A 17,340-nucleotide genomic window follows, 5' to 3' on the forward strand; every position below is an offset into this window, starting at 1 on the left:
TCCAGAACATCAGAGCAGGGCTTTAACTCTAAGAATCAGGAAAGCTACAACTTCTCAGCCACCGACTTGGCCTGCGTAAACAGCAGCAGGTAATCCGGCCCGCCAGCCTTCGAATCCGTGCCGCTCATATTGAATCCGCCAAAGGGATGCGCACCGACCATCGCGCCCGTGCACTTCCGGTTCAGGTATAGGTTGCCCACATGGAACTCCTGCGCCGCATGCGCCAGCCGGTCTTTATCGGCGGTGTAGATCGCGCCAGTCAGGCCAAACTCAGTGTTGTTCGCAACCGCCAGGCCCTCTTCGTAAGAATCCACCTTGATCAGCGCCAGCACCGGTCCGAAAATCTCTTCCTGCGAAATCACCGCATCCGGATCGATGTCGGCAATCACCGTCGGCTGGATGAAGTATCCACCCGCCTCAGTCTCAACCGCGGAGCCGCCAGCCACCAGCCGGCCTTCTTTCTTGCCAGTCTCAATGTACCCAAGAATGCTCTTGAAGGCAGCCTCGTTGACCACCGGGCCCATGTTCGGATTCTCGACCGGATCGCCCACCGTCAGCTTCGCCACGCGTTCGCGAACCTTCTCGACAAAGGTGTCGTAGATCGGCGCCTCGATAATCGCGCGCGAGCAGGCCGAGCACTTCTGCCCGCTGAACCCAAATGCAGCAGCCACCACGCCGTCCACAGCCGAATCCACATCCGCATCGGCGCAGACCAGGATAGAATCCTTGCCGCCCATCTCCAGCACAGTCCGCTTGATCCAGATCTGGCCCTTCTGCGTCTTCGCCGCCAACTCGTGGATGTCCAGCCCCACCGGCTTCGACCCGGTAAAGGCGATGAAGCGCGTCTTCGGATGCTCCACAATCGCGTTGCCAAACGTAGCGCCGGAACCGGGGCAGAAGTTCACCACACCAGAAGGCATACCAGCCTCTTCCAGCACCTCCATGAACACCGCGGCAATCGTCGGGGAATCGCTCGATGGCTTCAGGATCACGGTATTTCCTGTCACAATCGAGGCCGCTGTCATGCCAGCCATAATCGCAAACGGGAAATTCCACGGCGGAATCACCGCACCCACGCCCAGCGGAATGTAGATCAGACGGTTGCGCTCGCCGGGATACTGGATCGGCGTCGTCGCTTCCTTCAGCCGCAGAGCCTCACGTGCATAGAACTCCAGAAAATCGATCGTCTCGGCCGTATCGGCATCCGCCTCGGCCCAGTTTTTGCCAACTTCATAGGTCAGCCATGCCGAAAACTCGAACTTACGCTCGCGAATAATCTCCGCCGCGCGCAGCAGCAGAGAAGCGCGAACTTCGACCGGCACCCGGCTCCACGTATGGAACGCCCGCAGTGCAGCATCCATCGCCTCCTGCGCATGCTCCGCGCCAGCCTTCTGGTGAACGCCAACCACCTGCGCCGGCCGTGCGGGATTGATCGACGTGATCTTCCCCGTCGTTCGCTCCCGATGTCCACCAATGATCAGGTCATACTCCCGGCCCAGCTGGCCTTCAACCAGGCTCAGAGCAGCCTTCATCGCCCGCGCATTCTCTGGCTCGGCAAAGTTGACAAACGGCTCATTCACAAACCCACCCACAGGCGAGCGCATCGGGATTCCGGCAAGCGTATCGAAAGTCATAACTATTCAAGTTTATCCGAGGAACCGCGCACACTCCTTCTTTTGGTTGTCATTCCCGCAGGGAATCTGCTGTTGCCTTCATCGAGACTGGGCTCATCCCGCCATCTCACATCCAGAGAAAAACTTCGCCAACGCCCTTGACACTGATATCCGACCAATTTAGTCTCCGTTTAGCGAAGTATCCGACTAAATGAGTCCGGGTTGGCATGTAGCCATGCATCCCGGTAATGTCACACCCCCACTGTGGAGTTCCAGTTCATGCGTTCTCGTTCGTTTGCCCAACTCAGCCTGTTCGCGTTGGGCACCATCCTCGGCCTTGGCCAGTTCGCTCAATTCGGACAAGCCCAGGAAAAGCCTTACTTCGTCACCTACTCGACCGATCTGGAAGAGCCCGGCAACCTCGAAATCGCCATGAAAGGCCTAACCGCCTCACCCAAGAACGCCAACCCCTTCGTCAGCCCGACGATCGAAATCGAATACGGCGCGACCGCGTGGTGGACCACCGAACTCTACGGTCAGGGCCAGGCCACGGACAACGACTCGACCGTCTTCTCTGGCTTCCGCTGGGAAAACCGGTTCAAACCCCTCCCCCGCGAATACTGGATCAACCCGGTGCTCTACGTCGAGTACGAGCGTGTCTCCAACGCCGACAAGAGCATCCTTGAAATTACCGGTCATGACGGCATCCAACGCTTCCAGGTCAATAACGGCCAGAGCCACGGCATTGTCGAGAAGTCCATTGAAGGCAAGCTGATCCTTTCCAGCAACTTCAAGGGCTGGAACGTCTCCGAGAACTTCATCGCCGAGAAGAATGTCTCCAATGAGCCCTGGGAGTTCGGTTACGCCCTCGGCGCAGCCCGTCCGCTCGTCCTCGCCGCGAGCCCGCGCAAATGCAGGCTCTGCCTGCAGAATTTCGACGCAGGCGCGGAACTCTACGGCGGCCTGGGCGACCGCTACAGCTTCGGCCTCAAGCAGACCTCGCAATACGCCGGCCCGACCGTCGATTTTCGCACCCCGGCCGGAGTCACCTACAGCTTTTCTCCCCAGTTTGGTCTGAACGACAACAGCATCGGCACCCTCTGGCGCTTCAAGATTTCCTATGAAGTCCAGCAATTGAGAGACTTGTTCCGGAGGTCCAAATGATCCTGAACACCCACAAACTCGCTCTCTTCGTCCTCGCCCTCACCGTCAGCATCCCCGCCATTCTCCTCGCGGAGGCCGACGGCAAATGGCTCCATCGCGTCCCCGCCGAAGACCATGCGCGCACCAACCCCGTCGCGCACCAGGCCCAGGCCGAAGGGGCAGGCAAAGTCCTCTTCGCGGAAAACTGCGCCAAGTGCCACGGCAACGACGCCAACGGCCTGCACAATCGCCCCAGCCTGCGCAGCGAACGCATACGCACCGCAACTGACGGCGACCTCGCCTGGATGCTCAAGAACGGCAATCCCTACAAAGGAATGCCACCGTGGAGTTCGCTCCCCGAACAACAGCGCTGGCAGATCATCGCCTACCTCCGCACCCTGCCACCACAGAAGTAGCCGCAATTGACAAATTCCGACGGGGCTTCCGCCCCTGAGGTACAGCCGGAGCTGAATCCAGCCTCCGCAGGAGAATTTCATCGTGAGCCAGTCCCGCAACCGAGCCGGCAGAAGCCAAAGAGGCGTCGCCAAACTCACCGTCTACACCACCGTTTCCGCGATCGTATGCCTCGCCGCGGCCCTGGTCATCCAGGGCTGCGGCGCCGGCAAGGCTCCGCTCGCCCCGGCCAGTGAAGCCACCACGCCCGCCACCGACTCCATCGGCGAACGCATCTTCCTCGACACCCGCTTCGGCGAATACTTCGCCACCCACATGACCGGCACCAACGATCCGCTTCCTGTCGGCGACCCCGTCGTGAATACCGTAGACACCACTACGGGAACGCTGCCCGGACCCTTCGCCGGCCAGGCCATCAACTGCCGCAGCTGCCACTTCGTCACCGAGTTCCAGGGCGTTGCCGGCGCGGGCAATCGCACCTACTCCGACTTCACCACCCGCAGCCCCATCCCCAAAACCATGGGCAGCTTCACCCACACCCCACGCAACTCCATGCAGATGGTGGACTCTTTCACCGCCCGCAACACGCCGCAGTTCCTGCACTTCGACGGCGAATTCGCCACCGGCGAAGACCTCGTCGTCGGCACCATGACCGGACGCAACTTCGGCTGGTCGCCCTCGCAGCAGGCCCAGGCCATCGCCCACATCGCGCGCATCGTCCGCGAAGACAACGGCTCGGACCAACTCGCCGCCGACCGCACCAACGGCCTGTCGTACGGCGTCCTCTTCCTCGGCAAAGACCCTCGCATCACCAGCGACCTGCTCATCCCCGCTAACCTGCGCATCGACGTCTCGACCGCCAGCGATCAGCAGGTCGTCAACCTCCTTGCCACCTGCGTCACCCAGTACATGAAAGACCTGCTCTTCCAGCGCGATGAGTACAAGCAATACATCGGCAGCCCGTATGACAACTTCCTCCGCGTGAACCACTTGCCGCAGCAGGTCCTAGCCGGAGAGACCCGCGCCGCCTACCAGCAGCGCCTGCTCAAGGCAGTCCAGGCCCTCAGCAATCCGACCTGGATCACCACCAAGGACGGCAGTTTCAAGTACCACGCCAATCCCTACCAGTTCGGCGCCACCGAACTCGCGGGTCTGAAGATATTCCTTACCGCCGCCACCGCGGGCGGAGGAGACAACCAGCACGCCGGCAACTGTGCCGCCTGCCACCAGGCTCCCGACTTTACCGACTTCATCTTCCACACCACCGGCGTCAGCCAGGAAGAGTACGACAACATCCATGGCACGGGATCCTTCGTCAAACTGCACGTTCCGTCGCTCACCGAGCGTAACGCGTCCTTCGACCTCTACCTGCCCGCGAGCCCTGCGCATCCGAATGCCACCGAGAGCTTCCGCCACGAAGCCACGGCAGACAACATCAACTACGCCGACCTCGGCCTCTGGAACGTCTACCTGAACCCAGACATTCCCAACCCGCAGGCCAACCTCGCCACCTTTGTCTGCGCCGGAACCAAGGATTGCTCCGTCGACAACGGCCTGGCCAGCACCATCGCCCAGTTCAAGACGCCGGTCCTGCGCGACCTCGAAGACTCCGCGCCTTACTTCCACAACGGCAGCGCGCTCAAGCTCAACGACGTCATCGAGTTCTACATCCGCAACTCAAAGCTGGCCCATAATGGCCTGCTACGCAACGCCCCAGCGGAGTTCGCCAACATGTCCCTGTCGGAAGACGACGTAGCCGCGCTGGTCGCCTTCCTGCAATCACTCACCGAGGACTACGACGACGCGTAACTTGCCGCGTCACACAGACCGAAAACGAAAGCTCACGAACCGGATCGGATTCGGTCTATTCCAAATGCCGGGACAACCCTCCCGGCACAGCTCGAACAGGGAACCGTTACGCGTCACAAAACGTAATTCAAGAACCACAGTTTTTAGAAGTTTCTCGCTTTAGGAACCAGGCAGCTCAGACTGAACGCAGAGAAGGAAGAACCCGATGCGCAACCCATCTCATCCCGGCCGCATTCTTGCCAACTACATCGCCGACCGCACTGTTACCGACGTCGCGAAGCACCTCGGCGTCGCCCGCCCCACGCTTTCGCGCCTCATCCACGGTCGCGCCGCGGTTTCGCTGGACATGGCCCTGCGCCTCGCCGCCGCCTTCCGCACCGAGCCCGACCTCTGGCTGCGCCTGCAGCTCCAGTACGATCTCTGGCAGGCCTCGCGCAAGCGCAAACCGCGTGTGAAGCCCTTCGAGGCAATTCCAGCATCCTAGCCGTTGGCTTGAAGTACAAAAGTACCGCCCGGCTACGCGAGAAATCATAAAGTTCCCGCGCACTCGGCCGAACTCCGACTCAGGGAGACTCTCGTCTTCCTGAGCGCTGATTTTTGTCCAGCGAAGGAGCGCACTCATGAGCACCTCAGCCATCGTTCCCGTCTCAAGCGCAGTCCCCAGCCTCACCGGCATCGATTTCGGCGCAGCCACCGCCACGCCCGCCCAGCAGACCGTCCTTAATAACCTGCTCAATCAACTCCAGCAGGCGGTCAGCCTCGGCGATCTCACCAGCGCAGCCACGCTCGTCAACGCCATCGACGCTCTATCCCCGTCTTCGGTTGGAAGCAGTAGCCCGCTCGGCGCCTATCTCACCAGCCTCGGCAGTGCCATCAACGACGGCAGCATCCCCGAAGCCCAGTCTGCACTGGCCACCTACCAGACCAACGCGCCCGCCGCCGCTGCATCCCCCGTCCCAGCCAGCGGTGCTAACGCAGCAGCCATCGCCGCCAGCCTCGTCCAAAGCGAAGTCCAACTCAACCTCGTCACCGAACTCCTCGGCCCAGCCGCCGGCAAGCCACTTACTCCGGCCGCAGCGCCATCGTCCAGCAACACCGACAGCCTCATCAGCATCCTCAACGCAGCTTATCCGGCCAGTAATCCATCCGCCAGCCCGTCTATCAGCTCGTCGGGCAGCAGTACGCCGGCCACCGACACAAGTCTGACAAACTCAACACCCTACGACGCATTGGTCTCGGCCATCCAGGCCAGCCTCTCCGCCGGCCAGGGCACCATCACCCCGGCCCTCGCCTACCTGCAAGCCAACGGCAACTTCGTCGACACCTCAGCCTAGAACGCTTGTATAGCGTAGCGTTTCGCTGTACAGTGTGATTGCATGATCCTGAGCTTCCGGCACAAGGGCATCGAGAAGTTCTTCCTCTCCGGATCGAAGGCCGGGATCCAGCCAAGCCATGCCAATAAACTCGGCGATCAATTGACCGCCCTGAACATCGCCCGCAGGCCGGAAGAGATGAATCTGCCAGGCTGGCAGTGGCATGAACTGAAAGGTGATCTGGCAGGTCATTGGTCGGTCAGCGTGAATGGAAACTGGCGTCTCACCTTCACCTTTGAGGGCGAAGACGCGATCCTCGTCGATTATCAGGACTATCACTGAGAGGACAGAAGCAATGCAAATGCACAACCCCTCCCACCCCGGCAGAATTCTCGCTTACTACTTGACCGGTCGCTCGGTGACAGAGGTCGCGCGTCACCTCCGCGTCACCCGCGCCGCGCTCTCCCGCGTCTTGAACGGGAAAGCCGGAGTCTCCGCCGACATGGCCCTGCGCTTCGCCGAGGCCTTCCGCACCGAGCCCGACTTCTGGCTCCGCCTGCAGTCGCAGCACGACCTCTGGATCGCATCCAGAAAGCGCCGTGCCAAGGTCAAGCCCCTCGAAGCGATCGCCGCCGACTAGATGCGAAATAGCCCTAAGAGCCCTCGATCAGCTGATCCGTCTGCTTGCTCATCTTCGCCGTACGCGCAATCTTGTCCCAGTTAAACGGCCGTCCATCGATCGCCCGCTTAATCGTCTTGAACAGCACCACGGAGAAGACCTGCCGGTAAGCAAACCGCTGCAGCCAGATATGGAACAGCAGCCAACCATCGCCCTTGTTCGCCGGATGCTTTCGCTCCAGGCTGAACGCCACGGAAGACGTGACAAAGTCGATCACCATAAAGCTGAGGAAGTACGCCAGCAGCTTTTCGAAGCTCGCGGTGCTGGCAGCTTCGGGGTGATAGTGGCGGTCAAGAAAGAATTGGACGACACCGATCAGAAACATCAGATCGATAAACGGGGAAACCAGCGGCAGCAGCATCTGAAAGACAACAATGTTCGGCAGCGCAAACAGCCCCATCGCCTTGTTGCGAACAAACGCCGCGCGATGCTTCCACACCGCCTGCAGCGTTCCAAACGACCACCGGAAGCGCTGCCGCATCAGCCCCTTCGCATCAATCGGAGCCTCGGTGAACGCCAGCGACCGGTCCTCGTAGACCACCTTCAGCCCCTGCTCCAGCAGGCTCATGGTCAGGTCGGCATCCTCGGCCACTGTGTTCAGCGGATATCCGCCAGCCAGCTTCACCGGCCCAGTCCGCCAGGCGCCAATCGCGCCCGGAACGACGGTCACGACGTTAAACAAATTCAGCGCCCGACGTTCAAAGTTCTGGCTCGTAATGTATTCGAGCGCCTGCCAACGCGTCCAAAGGTTCACGCGATTGCCGACCTTTGCATTGCCCGCCACAGCACCCACCAGCGGGTCCTCAAAATGCGGCATCAGCTTCGCAATCGCATCCGAAGCAATCACCGTATCCGCATCAATGCCGACATAGAACTCCTCAGTCAACTGCTCGACGGCATAGTTCAGCGCCGCCGCTTTGCCGCCGTTGGCCTTGGTCCACACCGCAACCTTGCCCGAAGCAATCTCCGGCCCGTAAGCTTCGCGCGCTACCTCCGCAGTGCGGTCGCTCGAACCATCGTCAATCACGATCACGTGCAGGTTCGGGTAGGTCGAATTCAACACTGACCGCACCGTCCGCACAATGACTGTCTCTTCGTTGTAAGCCGGCACCAGCACGGCAACAGGAGGCGTAAACCCTGGCGTGCCATCCTTGTGCTTCCGCAGCCGGTCGATGATCGCCAGAATCCCAACCAGGATCAGCCGCGCGCTCATCAACACATCGCCAACAAAGAAGACATAGACGATAAAGTGTCCAAAGAAGGCCAGAATCGTGAACGCAACAGAGTCCGCCCGCGCCCGCCAGTACTGCATCCGGCTGATCTTCGGCATCACCTCGGCCGAAGTCTTGCCCATGAGCGAAGACACCGGCACAATCTGATATCCCTTCGCCCGCAGCGTGTCGATCAGCAGTGGCAGCGCCGCCACCGTCGCAGAACGGTTCCCGCCGCCATCATGCATCAGGATGATGCTTGACTCGAACTGCGGCTTGGTCTTCATCAGCTCCAGCTGCGACATCACGGCATTCGTAATCTCCTGCGGAGACTTCCTCGGGCGCTCGTTCCAGTCATCGGTATCGATCTTGTTTCCGACGATGACATAGCCCATCTGCTGAATGCGATATGCCGGCTCCGCCTGGTCGTCGGTATCCGGCTCCTCGTCAATGTCATACGGCGGCCGGAAATACAGCGGCTGAATCCCCAGCTTGCTGGCGAACAGCCGCTCCGTGACATTCAGCTCCAGCTGCACCTGCCGCGCGGAGATTTCGCTGATGTCCGGATGCGAATATGTGTGGTTGCCAATCTCGTGGCCCTCTCGCACCATCCGCTGCATGATGCCCACATTTTCCTGCGCCTGTGAACCGATCAGCATGAACGTCGCTTTCGCGTTCTTCTGCTTCAAAATGTCCAGGATCTTCGGCGACCAGGTTGGGTCAGGCCCATCGTCAAAGCTCAACGCCACCTGCCCCGCATGGTACCCGTAATACTGCACCCGGTAAGCCTGCGGATACACATCCATGTGCTCGTCCACAATCAGTTGCCGCCGCGGATCCTTCTCGTCCGTATCCAGCTGCACGCTACGCTTGCCGTTTTGAGGTGTCCCGGTAATCCGCAGAATGTCGCCCGAGCCTTCATCGTCCACATCATGCCCCGGCTGCACCACACCCAGCGAAGTCAGCGCCTCCGGCAGATTCGGTTTATCCCAGATCGCCCATAGCGAACGATCCTCCTCGCCCAGCCGCCACAGCGCAAACGTCTGCAATCCCAGTGCCTTTGCACCACGCATCTCGTTCAGCAGTGTCACCGCATCCAGGAACCACACCACGTGCCGCACATGCTCGTCTTCATCGATGTAAGAAAAGTGTGGGTTCAGCGTGTCGTAGTCGAGATCCAGATCGGCATCCGCATCCGAAGCACGCTGCCATGCCTCCTGCACCCGAACATCCACCGTGTTCAGCACCTTCGGCTGCGGATGCTTCTTATCCTTCGGGTCAGGAATAGACATCGTCCAGTCGTACCCGTAATTGCCCACGCCGCAGATGATTTTTTCCTTCGGAACAATCTTCAGGATGCGCGTCAGGTTTGCCAGAAACCACGATTGCGAAGCCACCGGCCCCGGCTGGCTCTCTTCCTCATGTTCGTCGTAATTCATCACCAGCACGCCGTCCGCATGAGAAGAAATCCGCTTCAGATCGTCGTCTTCGGTCGACGCGGCAACGTTGACGTAGAGCTTCAGGTTGCGAGCATGCATCTGCGGATAGAGCTCTTCAATGAACTGCAGATACGATTCATCCGCATTGTCCGGCAGGTTTTCGAAGTCCAGCGAAAGCCCGTGATACGCAGGTAATCCAGCAAAGAACTTAAGAATCTGCTGCTGTAGGAACTGCCGCTTACCGGCATCCATCAGCACTGCGCCAATCGCCGGATCGAAGTTCTGCGATTGCGGATTGAAGCTCGTCAGATGCGGAAAAACTTCCGTATCTTCCTTCGCCTCCTGGATCACATGCTTGATCTTGTTCAGCGCGTCGGGATCATGCACCCCGTGGCTGTCCACCACTGGATACTCGCTGCGCAGGTCCGCTGTCATGGCCATCAGTTGCCCGTCAGGCTCTGAAACATGCAGCCACTGGGGAAACAGAATGTCGATCTGATGCACATGCTCTTTGAAGGACGAATAGCTGGCCGCGTCGTCCTCCACGTAGAAAGCAGCCCGCACACCCTCGCCCGTATTGAACGGCACATCCGAGGCCTTCCGCGCGTCTTTGCGCTGAGCCTTGCGCTCGTGAGCCTTTGCCGCCCGCAGTGTGTTCGAAGGATTATCCTTCAGCGCCTTGTAGTTATGCTTCTGCGCCGGCAACAGCAGCTCCGGCAAGTGCTGCGCACGAAATACGTTGTAGATAAAAACAATCACCACAATGGTGAAAAGCAATGCCGAAACATCCAGCACCCGGCGCAGCCGCTTCCAGCGCTTCCGTTGCGGATCGAAAAAAATCTGTCTATCAGGCGTCATAAAGGGGAGAGAGCATCCAATTTCCGATTCCAGCCAGGAATCAACAACTCAGCACTACCACCATAGCAACCCCACACAAAACAAAACGTTGCAATCCAGACAACACCAGGGCGCACTTGCTCTTGTTGTTCGTCATTCCCGCAGCCAATCTGCTGTCGCCCTGGCATGCACCAGCATTGCGTGGCACGGCGAGTCCAACACTCGCTGCATCAAAATTGTCAGAAGGTTACACTCGAATCGTATGAAAGCCGATTCAGCGCGTCAATCCAAGGCCCAACCCAAGGCAGGAGACTCAATCCAACAGTCCAGCACCGGGAGCCCGGCCGCCGGAAACAGCAAAGTCGCGCAAGCTGAAAGCCATCCATCGCCCACGTCTTTGAATAGTGTAAGCTGGCGGACTCCGGGAATCGCCGTCCGCATCGCGGGCGCCTTGATCGGCGGCATTCTCCTCCGCCTCTGGATGCTCCACGCCTTCCCCCAGGCCAGCGGCGACGCCCTCATCTACGGCAACATCGCCAAAGCCATCCTCCAAGGGCAATACGCCCTTATCGACCACAGCGGCGTCCTGCACTCCACGCTCATCCGCCTGCCCGGTTACCCGCTCTTCCTCGCCGCCTGCTTCCGCCTCTTCGGCGTCGAAAACTACGACGCAGTCGCCTGGCTGCAGATCCCCCTCGAACTCGGCGCCTGCCTCCTGCTCGCCGACTTCGTCCGCCGCATCAGCACCACCCGCGCCGGCCTGAACACCCTTTGGCTGGCCACGATGTGTCCCTTCACCGCCGTCTACACCTCGGCCCCACTGACGGAATCGCTCACCTTCGACGCCATCTGCCTCGCCCTCTGGTCCCTCCAACGCTATCTGTATCCAAACAGCTTGGCCAACTCCGGCGATGAGCCAGGCTTGTCGGGCTTTAAGGTAGGTCGGGGATTTATCCCCGGCACAAGTGGAGACAAGAGGGCGGGGGCTTTAGCCCCTGAGGCAAAGCCTTCCGGCTGGACCAGTCGCTGGACCAGCCTCATCCTGTTCACCCTAGCCATTAGCGCCGCCGCGCTCCTCCGCCCCGACGGAGCAATCCTGGCCTTCGCCCTCTGGCCCGCTTTGATCTTCTCCCGCCCGGCCGGCACACAGCTCAAGCCAGCCCTGACCAAAGCCCTTCTTTGCGGAGTCCTGTCCATCCTCCCCTTCGCCGTCTGGAGCGCCCGCAACTGGAGCACTTTCCACGTCTTCGAGCCCCTCGCCCCGCGCTATGCTAACGACCCCGGCGAAGACCCGCACCTCGGCTGGCAGCACTGGGTCAAAACCTGGTGCCTCGACTTCACCTGTACCAGCAATATCTATTGGAACGTCCCCGACGGCACGATTGATTTCGCCGACCTGCCCAAATCATCCCCCAACCCCGCCTACGACTCACCCGCCCAGAAAGCCGAGACCGAAGCGCTGATCGCCGACTACAACCAGAATCAGGAGCTGACCCCCGAGATCGACGCCCGCTTCGGAGCCCTCGCCAGACAGCGCGCTGCCGAGCACCCGTTCCGCACGCACTTGCTACTGCCTATGGGCCGGCTAGCCGACATGACCTTCCGCCCGCGCGTCGAAAATCTCACCATCGACCTCCGCTGGTGGGAGTACTGGAACCACCGCCCCGAGACGCGCTTCAGCTACGCCTACGCCGCAATCAATCTGATTTTTCTGATTCTGGGATTGGCTGGCTTCTGGTGGCGTCCAAATCTCTGGCCGTACATGGCTGCGTATCTGGTCCTGCGCAGCCTGCTCCTGATGACCATCGAAGCGCCCGAGACCCGCTACACCCTGGAATTCTTCCCGGTGCTTTTTGCAATGGGCGGCATCACGCTGCAGAAACTCTTCTCGCGACCAGGCCGGAAGGCCGTCGGCCAATCCGCATCTTTATCTCCGCGCCAAACGGCCGGAACAGACAAATAACCGCAGGCGCATTACACAGTGCCCGGCGCCGATTGCGCATGATGCTAAGGTCGATTGCGCATTGCGTGACGCGGATTGCGCATCGTCCGACGAATATTGCGCAAACGACGACGCTCGCCATACCCGTTTTTCGGTCTCAAGGCCAGCCGAGCTTAGTGGTTCACGATCTGCGTGCCCGAAGCCGTCTTAATCTCAAACGCATTCGAGGGCACACCGCCGTTCAGCTTCAGATTGGCATAGCTGAAGATCACATAATTCCCGGCAGGATCGAACCGCTGCTGCTTCACAGCCACGCCGCGATCCAGATCCACCCAAAGAAGCACCTTCGGAGCCGACTTCAGGACTTCCGGATCCTTCGGTACAAGCTGGAGCTTGGCTGCGTTCACTCCGCTGACGGATTCGGTTCCAGCGTAGGTCACATTCCAGTTCTTTTTCAGATCAGCCCCGCTGCCGCCGAAGCCAAGTGTAAGAAAAGTATCGAGTTGCGCCTTCTTCTCCCCCAGCTTGAAGACCTGCATCTGCTTCAGCCGCGGCTCGTAGAGCTTGCCGGTTCCGTCCGCGTAAACCATGTCTTTCAGCACTGGTTTGCCGTTATCAGTCTTGATGTGCAGCGCCATCTGCACCTGCCCGTTCTTGCGCTCAAAAACCACGGTTCCGACCTGAGAATCCTTGTCCTCGATCGGCGCCACCTGCACGTTGTCCCACGTAATATCGGCCTGTGCCGACTTGAACTTGGCCGCTGAAGCATCCAGTCGCGTAATCACTTTGTCCAGGTCGTCAGCCGCCACCGCAGGCCGAATCATCGCTAGCGCCAGTGCCGCCGCTGCCAAGTAGTTGAAAGATAGCGTCTTACGAAAATTGGTCATAGGTCACTCAGAGCATTGGACGAGCGAAACCAGCGGAAGGATGCTCGGAAACAGGACTCTAGCGGTGCGCCCAGACCTTCCACTGCGTCGGCTGGCCATTCACATAGCCCGCCGTTTCCCAGTGAACTACAGCCACAGTGTCACCCGTGACAGGCTCGATCGCCTGGTGCAGCGCCCGCCGCACGTGCCAGTCGCTGGCCTTGAGATCGACGTGTACATCCTGAAACGGCACCGTAATGATCAGCCCGCGCTCGCCATCGCTGGTCACCAGCGTCGGCCCCGGCGGGTTCGACTCGCGCACCGGCTTGTCTCCATACGCCCAGAATTGCGGCGTGACAAAAATAAACACCAGAATCAGCGTCACCATCACGTCGTAATGGAAGCTGCCGCGCTGGTGGGTCCAGAAAAAATAGCTCTTTAACGTCTGTCGCATGAAACCTTCTGTCTTTCCAAATTACTGGGCCGTAATTCTCTCCAGGCCACCCATGTACGGCCGCAATACCTCGGGAACGAGCACCGAGCCGTCGGCCTGCTGATAGTTTTCGAGAATCGCGAGCCAGGTCCGCCCGACCGCCAGGCCGCTTCCATTGAGGGTATGGACGAACTCGTTCTTCGCCTTGGCCCCATTGATTCCAGGAGCTTTATAGCGAATATTGGCCCGGCGCGCCTGGAAGCCTTCAAAATTCGAGCAGGAAGAAATTTCCCGGTACAGTCCTTGTCCCGGCAGCCAGACTTCGAGATCATACGTCTTCGCGGCAGAGAACCCGGTATCGCCGCCGCACAGCAGCACGCGGCGGTAAGGCAGCTTGAGAGCCTCCAGAATCGCCTCGGCATGCGCTGTCAGCTTCTCGTGCTCTGCGTCGGACTCTTCAGGACGCACAAACTTGACCAGCTCGACCTTCTGAAACTGGTGCTGGCGAATGATCCCGCGCGTATCGCGCCCGGCCGCTCCTGCTTCCGCGCGGAAGCAGGGCGTGTACGCGGTGAAGTTGATCGGAAGCTTGGCGTCGTCCAGAATTTCGTCGCGATACAAGTTCGTCACCGGTACTTCCGCAGTCGGAATCAGCCAGTGGTCGTTATCGCGATACTCGCCCGGCACAAATCCGGCATCTTCCGGGCCATCACTGCAGCGGAAGAGATCTTCGGCAAATTTGGGCAATTGGCCGGTGCCGAAGAGGCTCTTGCTGTTCACCATGAAGGGCGGCAGGATCTCGGTATAGCCGTGCTCTTCGGTGTGCTGGTTGAGCATGAAATTGATCAGCGCCCGCTCCAGACGCGCTCCCGCGCCTTTGTAGACGGCGAATCGTGCGCCGCTCAGCTTGGCGGCGCGCTCGAGGTCGAGAATTCCCAGCGCTTCGCCGAGCTCCCAGTGCGGCTTCGGCGTGAAATCGAGCTCCGGAATCGCACCCCAGCTTTTGACCACAACGTTGTCAGCCTCGGATTTTCCAGCAGGAACTTCGTCGCGGACAAGATTGGGAATACGCGCGAGGGACTGCCGCATCTCTTCGTCGAGCGCCGCTGCGGTGGTGTCGAGCGAGTCGAGCTGGTCCTTGAGCGCCTTGGTTTCTTCGACAAGCGCGGTCGCATCCTGACCGGATTTCTTGAGCGTGCCGACCTGCTGGCTCAGCTCGTTGCGGCGGGCTTTGAGCTGTTCGGCCTGGGTAATGGCCTCGCGGCGTCGCGCGTCGAGCGAACGGAAATCACCCAGAAGCGCGGCCGGATCGGCATTGCGCGCGCGCAGTTTCTCTTCGACCAGAGCGAGGTTGTTGCGTACAAAATTCAGGTCCAGCATGGCTCTAACAGATTACTAGATGCCGGCGCGGATGAGGTCTCGGTTGCGATTGCGCAACTCGAACACGCGCGCCGGAGCCCTAGGACGCTAGCGCTTGCTGACATCACTCATACCGGTTTGCGGGCAGATCCTTCAGCACCTGCTGGAAGCTGTGCGCGGGCTCGTCGTAGACCACCAGGACCATCTGCAGTTGATACCAGCCATAGGCCATCGGGTCTTTGCCGAGCTTCGCATAGTTCTGGGTAAAGTAGGTCTTCTTGTCCACACCGGCCGGGACAGGGTCCGGCAAGTGCGCCTGGATCGCCCGGAAGTCGGCGACCAGCTTTGCCAGGTACTGCGGATCGTGCTCGCGATACCACGCCACCGCGACGCGATTCGCCGTCGTCTCGCTCTCCCACTTATTGCCTGATTCATTCTTACCCACGACGAGCATCTCCTTTTCCGGAAGCCCCGCAATCACTTCGCTTGCCATCCAGTGACCCAGCTCGTGCACGAAGAAGAAGCGATGAAACATATCGTCAAAGAGGGCCTCGCCGTCTGGCTCGTCGGTCGTGAAGCTGCTCCATTGCTTCCAGATATCCTGCATGGGTGCAGGCAGATCGGCGAACTGTGCTTCGTGAACGGTCCTGTTCCCAAAGGTGTAATAGGAAACCCCCGTTCCCGCATCCAGCATCACCTTGGGCGAAGCGAATTTGGCATACCCCGGAACTTGAACCTTCTGCTCAACCTGCGCGGCGAGGCTGCGCAATTGGATCAGCGTCGGGTCGCTATCTGGGACGACGCTGGCGTTGGACTTCGCATTCATGGGCTCGGTCATTTGCAGATGCGCCAGCCATCGGCCCTGCTCCAGCGAGAAGACCGTTGTGGACAGCACGTGACTCTGGAAACCCGATCCGCCGATGATGCCGGAATAGCTGACCTCCGCGACTACAAAGCCGGAGGTCGGCGAGAGCAGCACCGCTTTCGGGTTCTCGTACTGGAAGGAGAACCCGTGGATCATCTTCAACTGGTCCACTACCTCTTGGCGCGAGTGAGCGCTTCCTTGCTCGATGTCGAGAAAATCCGCAGCGAGACCCTGCTCATACTTTTCCTGGTTTACCTTCGGTCCCGCCATTGCCTCCAGCAGGCCGCGGTCGGCGGCAATCAACTGCTGTGGAAGGTCCGATTGGGCGGGCAGCGGACGCGTTGTTGAAAGAACGGCGATCAGCAACAAAGAGGAAACAGCGATGGAACGAAACATGGGGATCTCCGGGGATTGGTCTGACAGGATTCAGCTTAGGAGGCTAGTCGACCCTTGTCTTCGGGAAAGCGTTCCGCACTCTCAGAATCCTGCTATTTTCTTCCTATGTCGCTTCTCACCCGTTCTGAGGCATCGACAGAGCTGAGCCGTGTGCCCCCATGGTTTCGCCACACGATCTCGCGCAGAGGCGTATGGAAGCTTTGTACTCTGGAGCAATCCTGCTTTGGGCCGATGCACGATCTCACGCCGTCTGCACCATTCCACCACTTCGGTGTCCGGCTCGATCGCGCGCCTCTTAAGATGGGGTGGATTCTCGACGGGAAGCGGGCTGACACCAACCTCCCGGCAGACCACGTCTCGGTGATCCCGGCCGGCGCAAGTCTCAAGGGATGGTGGGACCGTCCGGTGGATTTCGCCTGCCTCTACTTCACCCCTGACTCGCTTCGAGCGGCGGCGGGAGAAGAGATGCTTTCCAAAGCCGGATTCGAGGTGCGCCCGGCGATCGGAGTGCAATCGCCGACACTCGCGAAACTGGTGCGCGCCCTGCATGACGATGCCGCCCATGGGCATCCGTATGGCAAGATGCTGGGCGACTCGATTTTTGTCAGCATGGCTGGATTGATGGTGAACGATGGCCGCATCGTCATCGAACGCGACTATCGGGAAGGAATCGGCGACCGCCGCGTGCGACGAACCCTCGATTACATCCATGCCAATCTGGAGCAGGATCTGGATATTGGCTCGATCGCGCAGGCAGCGGAAACCAGCCCGTTCCATCTCAGCAGGTCGTTCCGCAGCGCGCTAGGATGCTCGATCTGGCAGTATGTTTCGCGCCGGCGCGTCCAGTTAGCGGCCGGGTTGATGCAGGACTCCGCGCTAACGCTCGCGGAAGTGGCAGCCATGTCGGGCTTTGAGAGCTACTCGACCTTTGCTGCGACATTTAAAGCTGTGCGCAGCCTATCTCCAGCCAGATACCGGGCAGCTTTGGGATGATCGGAAGCCTGACTCGCCCAGCGGCGGC

At 60.0% G+C, this 17,340-nt stretch carries 15 protein-coding genes; 9 read left to right on the plus strand and 6 right to left on the minus strand.

The window, feature by feature from the left end; translation table 11 throughout:
• Positions 1–44: 44 nt before the first annotated feature.
• Positions 45–1,634 carry an L-glutamate gamma-semialdehyde dehydrogenase gene (gene pruA / locus AC5S27_RS03605; protein ID WP_493933209.1) on the minus strand — a complete coding sequence of 530 codons (1,590 nt, stop codon included), beginning with the start codon at positions 1,632–1,634 and terminating at the stop codon, positions 45–47.
• A gap of 258 nt (positions 1,635–1,892) precedes the next feature.
• Between pruA and AC5S27_RS03610 the strand changes: the two genes are divergently transcribed.
• From AC5S27_RS03610 to AC5S27_RS03640, 7 genes are all read left to right on the plus strand, one after another.
• Positions 1,893–2,777 (plus strand): hypothetical protein, encoded by an 885-nt coding sequence (locus AC5S27_RS03610; protein WP_493933210.1) that lies wholly within the window; start codon positions 1,893–1,895, stop codon positions 2,775–2,777.
• The gene (locus tag AC5S27_RS03615; protein ID WP_493933211.1) at positions 2,774–3,172 is read left to right on the plus strand and encodes a c-type cytochrome; all 399 of its coding nucleotides are present in this window, start codon (positions 2,774–2,776) and stop codon (positions 3,170–3,172) included. Before AC5S27_RS03610 ends, AC5S27_RS03615 begins: the two co-directional genes overlap by 4 nt.
• A gap of 82 nt (positions 3,173–3,254) precedes the next feature.
• The gene (locus tag AC5S27_RS03620) at positions 3,255–4,979 is read left to right on the plus strand and encodes a hypothetical protein (RefSeq protein ID WP_493933212.1); all 1,725 of its coding nucleotides are present in this window, start codon (positions 3,255–3,257) and stop codon (positions 4,977–4,979) included.
• A 205-nt stretch (positions 4,980–5,184) separates the two neighbouring features.
• The gene (locus AC5S27_RS03625) at positions 5,185–5,463 is read left to right on the plus strand and encodes a HigA family addiction module antitoxin (RefSeq protein ID WP_493933213.1); all 279 of its coding nucleotides are present in this window, start codon (positions 5,185–5,187) and stop codon (positions 5,461–5,463) included.
• A 136-nt stretch (positions 5,464–5,599) separates the two neighbouring features.
• Positions 5,600–6,313 carry a hypothetical protein gene (locus tag AC5S27_RS03630; RefSeq protein ID WP_493933214.1) on the plus strand — a complete coding sequence of 238 codons (714 nt, stop codon included), beginning with the start codon at positions 5,600–5,602 and terminating at the stop codon, positions 6,311–6,313.
• Between the two features lie 42 nt (positions 6,314–6,355).
• On the plus strand, positions 6,356–6,634 hold the full coding sequence (locus AC5S27_RS03635; protein WP_493933215.1) for a type II toxin-antitoxin system RelE/ParE family toxin: 279 nt from the start codon (positions 6,356–6,358) through the stop codon (positions 6,632–6,634).
• Between the two features lie 19 nt (positions 6,635–6,653).
• Positions 6,654–6,932: a HigA family addiction module antitoxin gene (locus tag AC5S27_RS03640; RefSeq protein WP_493933216.1), complete on the plus strand. Its 279-nt coding sequence runs from the start codon at positions 6,654–6,656 to the stop codon at positions 6,930–6,932.
• 13 nt (positions 6,933–6,945) lie between these two features.
• Here the strand turns inward: AC5S27_RS03640 and AC5S27_RS03645 are convergent, their stop codons facing one another.
• A complete protein-coding gene (locus AC5S27_RS03645) occupies positions 6,946–10,479 on the minus strand; it encodes a trifunctional glycoside hydrolase family 18/polysaccharide deacetylase/glycosyltransferase family 2 protein (protein ID WP_493933217.1) in 3,534 nt (1,177 codons plus the stop codon).
• Positions 10,480–10,720: 241 nt separating this feature from the next.
• Between AC5S27_RS03645 and AC5S27_RS03650 the strand changes: the two genes are divergently transcribed.
• On the plus strand, positions 10,721–12,421 hold the full coding sequence (locus tag AC5S27_RS03650) for a glycosyltransferase family protein (protein WP_493933218.1): 1,701 nt from the start codon (positions 10,721–10,723) through the stop codon (positions 12,419–12,421).
• Positions 12,422–12,573: 152 nt separating this feature from the next.
• On the opposite strand, the gene AC5S27_RS03655 is transcribed toward AC5S27_RS03650, so the two are convergent.
• From AC5S27_RS03655 to AC5S27_RS03670, 4 genes are all read right to left on the minus strand, one after another.
• Positions 12,574–13,287 (minus strand): LolA family protein, encoded by a 714-nt coding sequence (locus AC5S27_RS03655; RefSeq protein ID WP_493933219.1) that lies wholly within the window; start codon positions 13,285–13,287, stop codon positions 12,574–12,576.
• A 58-nt stretch (positions 13,288–13,345) separates the two neighbouring features.
• Complete coding sequence (locus AC5S27_RS03660) at positions 13,346–13,720, minus strand: hypothetical protein (protein ID WP_493933220.1); 375 nt, start codon at positions 13,718–13,720, stop codon at positions 13,346–13,348.
• Between the two features lie 21 nt (positions 13,721–13,741).
• Positions 13,742–15,079 (minus strand): serine--tRNA ligase, encoded by a 1,338-nt coding sequence (gene serS, locus AC5S27_RS03665; RefSeq protein ID WP_493933221.1) that lies wholly within the window; start codon positions 15,077–15,079, stop codon positions 13,742–13,744.
• A 103-nt stretch (positions 15,080–15,182) separates the two neighbouring features.
• Positions 15,183–16,319, minus strand: a complete 1,137-nt coding sequence (locus AC5S27_RS03670; protein WP_493933222.1) for a hypothetical protein — start codon at positions 16,317–16,319, stop codon at positions 15,183–15,185.
• Positions 16,320–16,469: 150 nt separating this feature from the next.
• Between AC5S27_RS03670 and AC5S27_RS03675 the strand changes: the two genes are divergently transcribed.
• On the plus strand, positions 16,470–17,312 hold the full coding sequence (locus AC5S27_RS03675) for a helix-turn-helix domain-containing protein (RefSeq protein WP_493933223.1): 843 nt from the start codon (positions 16,470–16,472) through the stop codon (positions 17,310–17,312).
• The last annotated feature ends 28 nt before the right edge of the window (positions 17,313–17,340 follow it).

The sequence above is a fragment of the Acidicapsa borealis genome, from assembly GCF_059115245.1.

Excerpts from the sequence above, each read along its gene's own strand:
- AC5S27_RS03640 (WP_493933216.1), top strand. The coding sequence starts at position 6,654 with ATGCACAACCCCTCCCACCCCGGCAGAATTCTCGCTTACTACTTGACC.
- AC5S27_RS03670 (WP_493933222.1), bottom strand. The coding sequence starts at position 16,319 with ATGTTTCGTTCCATCGCTGTTTCCTCTTTGTTGCTGATCGCCGTTCTT.
- AC5S27_RS03625 (WP_493933213.1), top strand. The coding sequence starts at position 5,185 with ATGCGCAACCCATCTCATCCCGGCCGCATTCTTGCCAACTACATCGCC.
- serS (WP_493933221.1), bottom strand. The coding sequence starts at position 15,079 with ATGCTGGACCTGAATTTTGTACGCAACAACCTCGCTCTGGTCGAAGAG.
- AC5S27_RS03630 (WP_493933214.1), top strand. The coding sequence starts at position 5,600 with ATGAGCACCTCAGCCATCGTTCCCGTCTCAAGCGCAGTCCCCAGCCTC.
- pruA (WP_493933209.1), bottom strand. The coding sequence starts at position 1,634 with ATGACTTTCGATACGCTTGCCGGAATCCCGATGCGCTCGCCTGTGGGT.
- AC5S27_RS03650 (WP_493933218.1), top strand. The coding sequence starts at position 10,721 with ATGAAAGCCGATTCAGCGCGTCAATCCAAGGCCCAACCCAAGGCAGGA.
- AC5S27_RS03615 (WP_493933211.1), top strand. The coding sequence starts at position 2,774 with ATGATCCTGAACACCCACAAACTCGCTCTCTTCGTCCTCGCCCTCACC.
- AC5S27_RS03610 (WP_493933210.1), top strand. The coding sequence starts at position 1,893 with ATGCGTTCTCGTTCGTTTGCCCAACTCAGCCTGTTCGCGTTGGGCACC.
- AC5S27_RS03635 (WP_493933215.1), top strand. The coding sequence starts at position 6,356 with ATGATCCTGAGCTTCCGGCACAAGGGCATCGAGAAGTTCTTCCTCTCC.
- AC5S27_RS03645 (WP_493933217.1), bottom strand. The coding sequence starts at position 10,479 with ATGACGCCTGATAGACAGATTTTTTTCGATCCGCAACGGAAGCGCTGG.
- AC5S27_RS03660 (WP_493933220.1), bottom strand. The coding sequence starts at position 13,720 with ATGCGACAGACGTTAAAGAGCTATTTTTTCTGGACCCACCAGCGCGGC.
- AC5S27_RS03655 (WP_493933219.1), bottom strand. The coding sequence starts at position 13,287 with ATGACCAATTTTCGTAAGACGCTATCTTTCAACTACTTGGCAGCGGCG.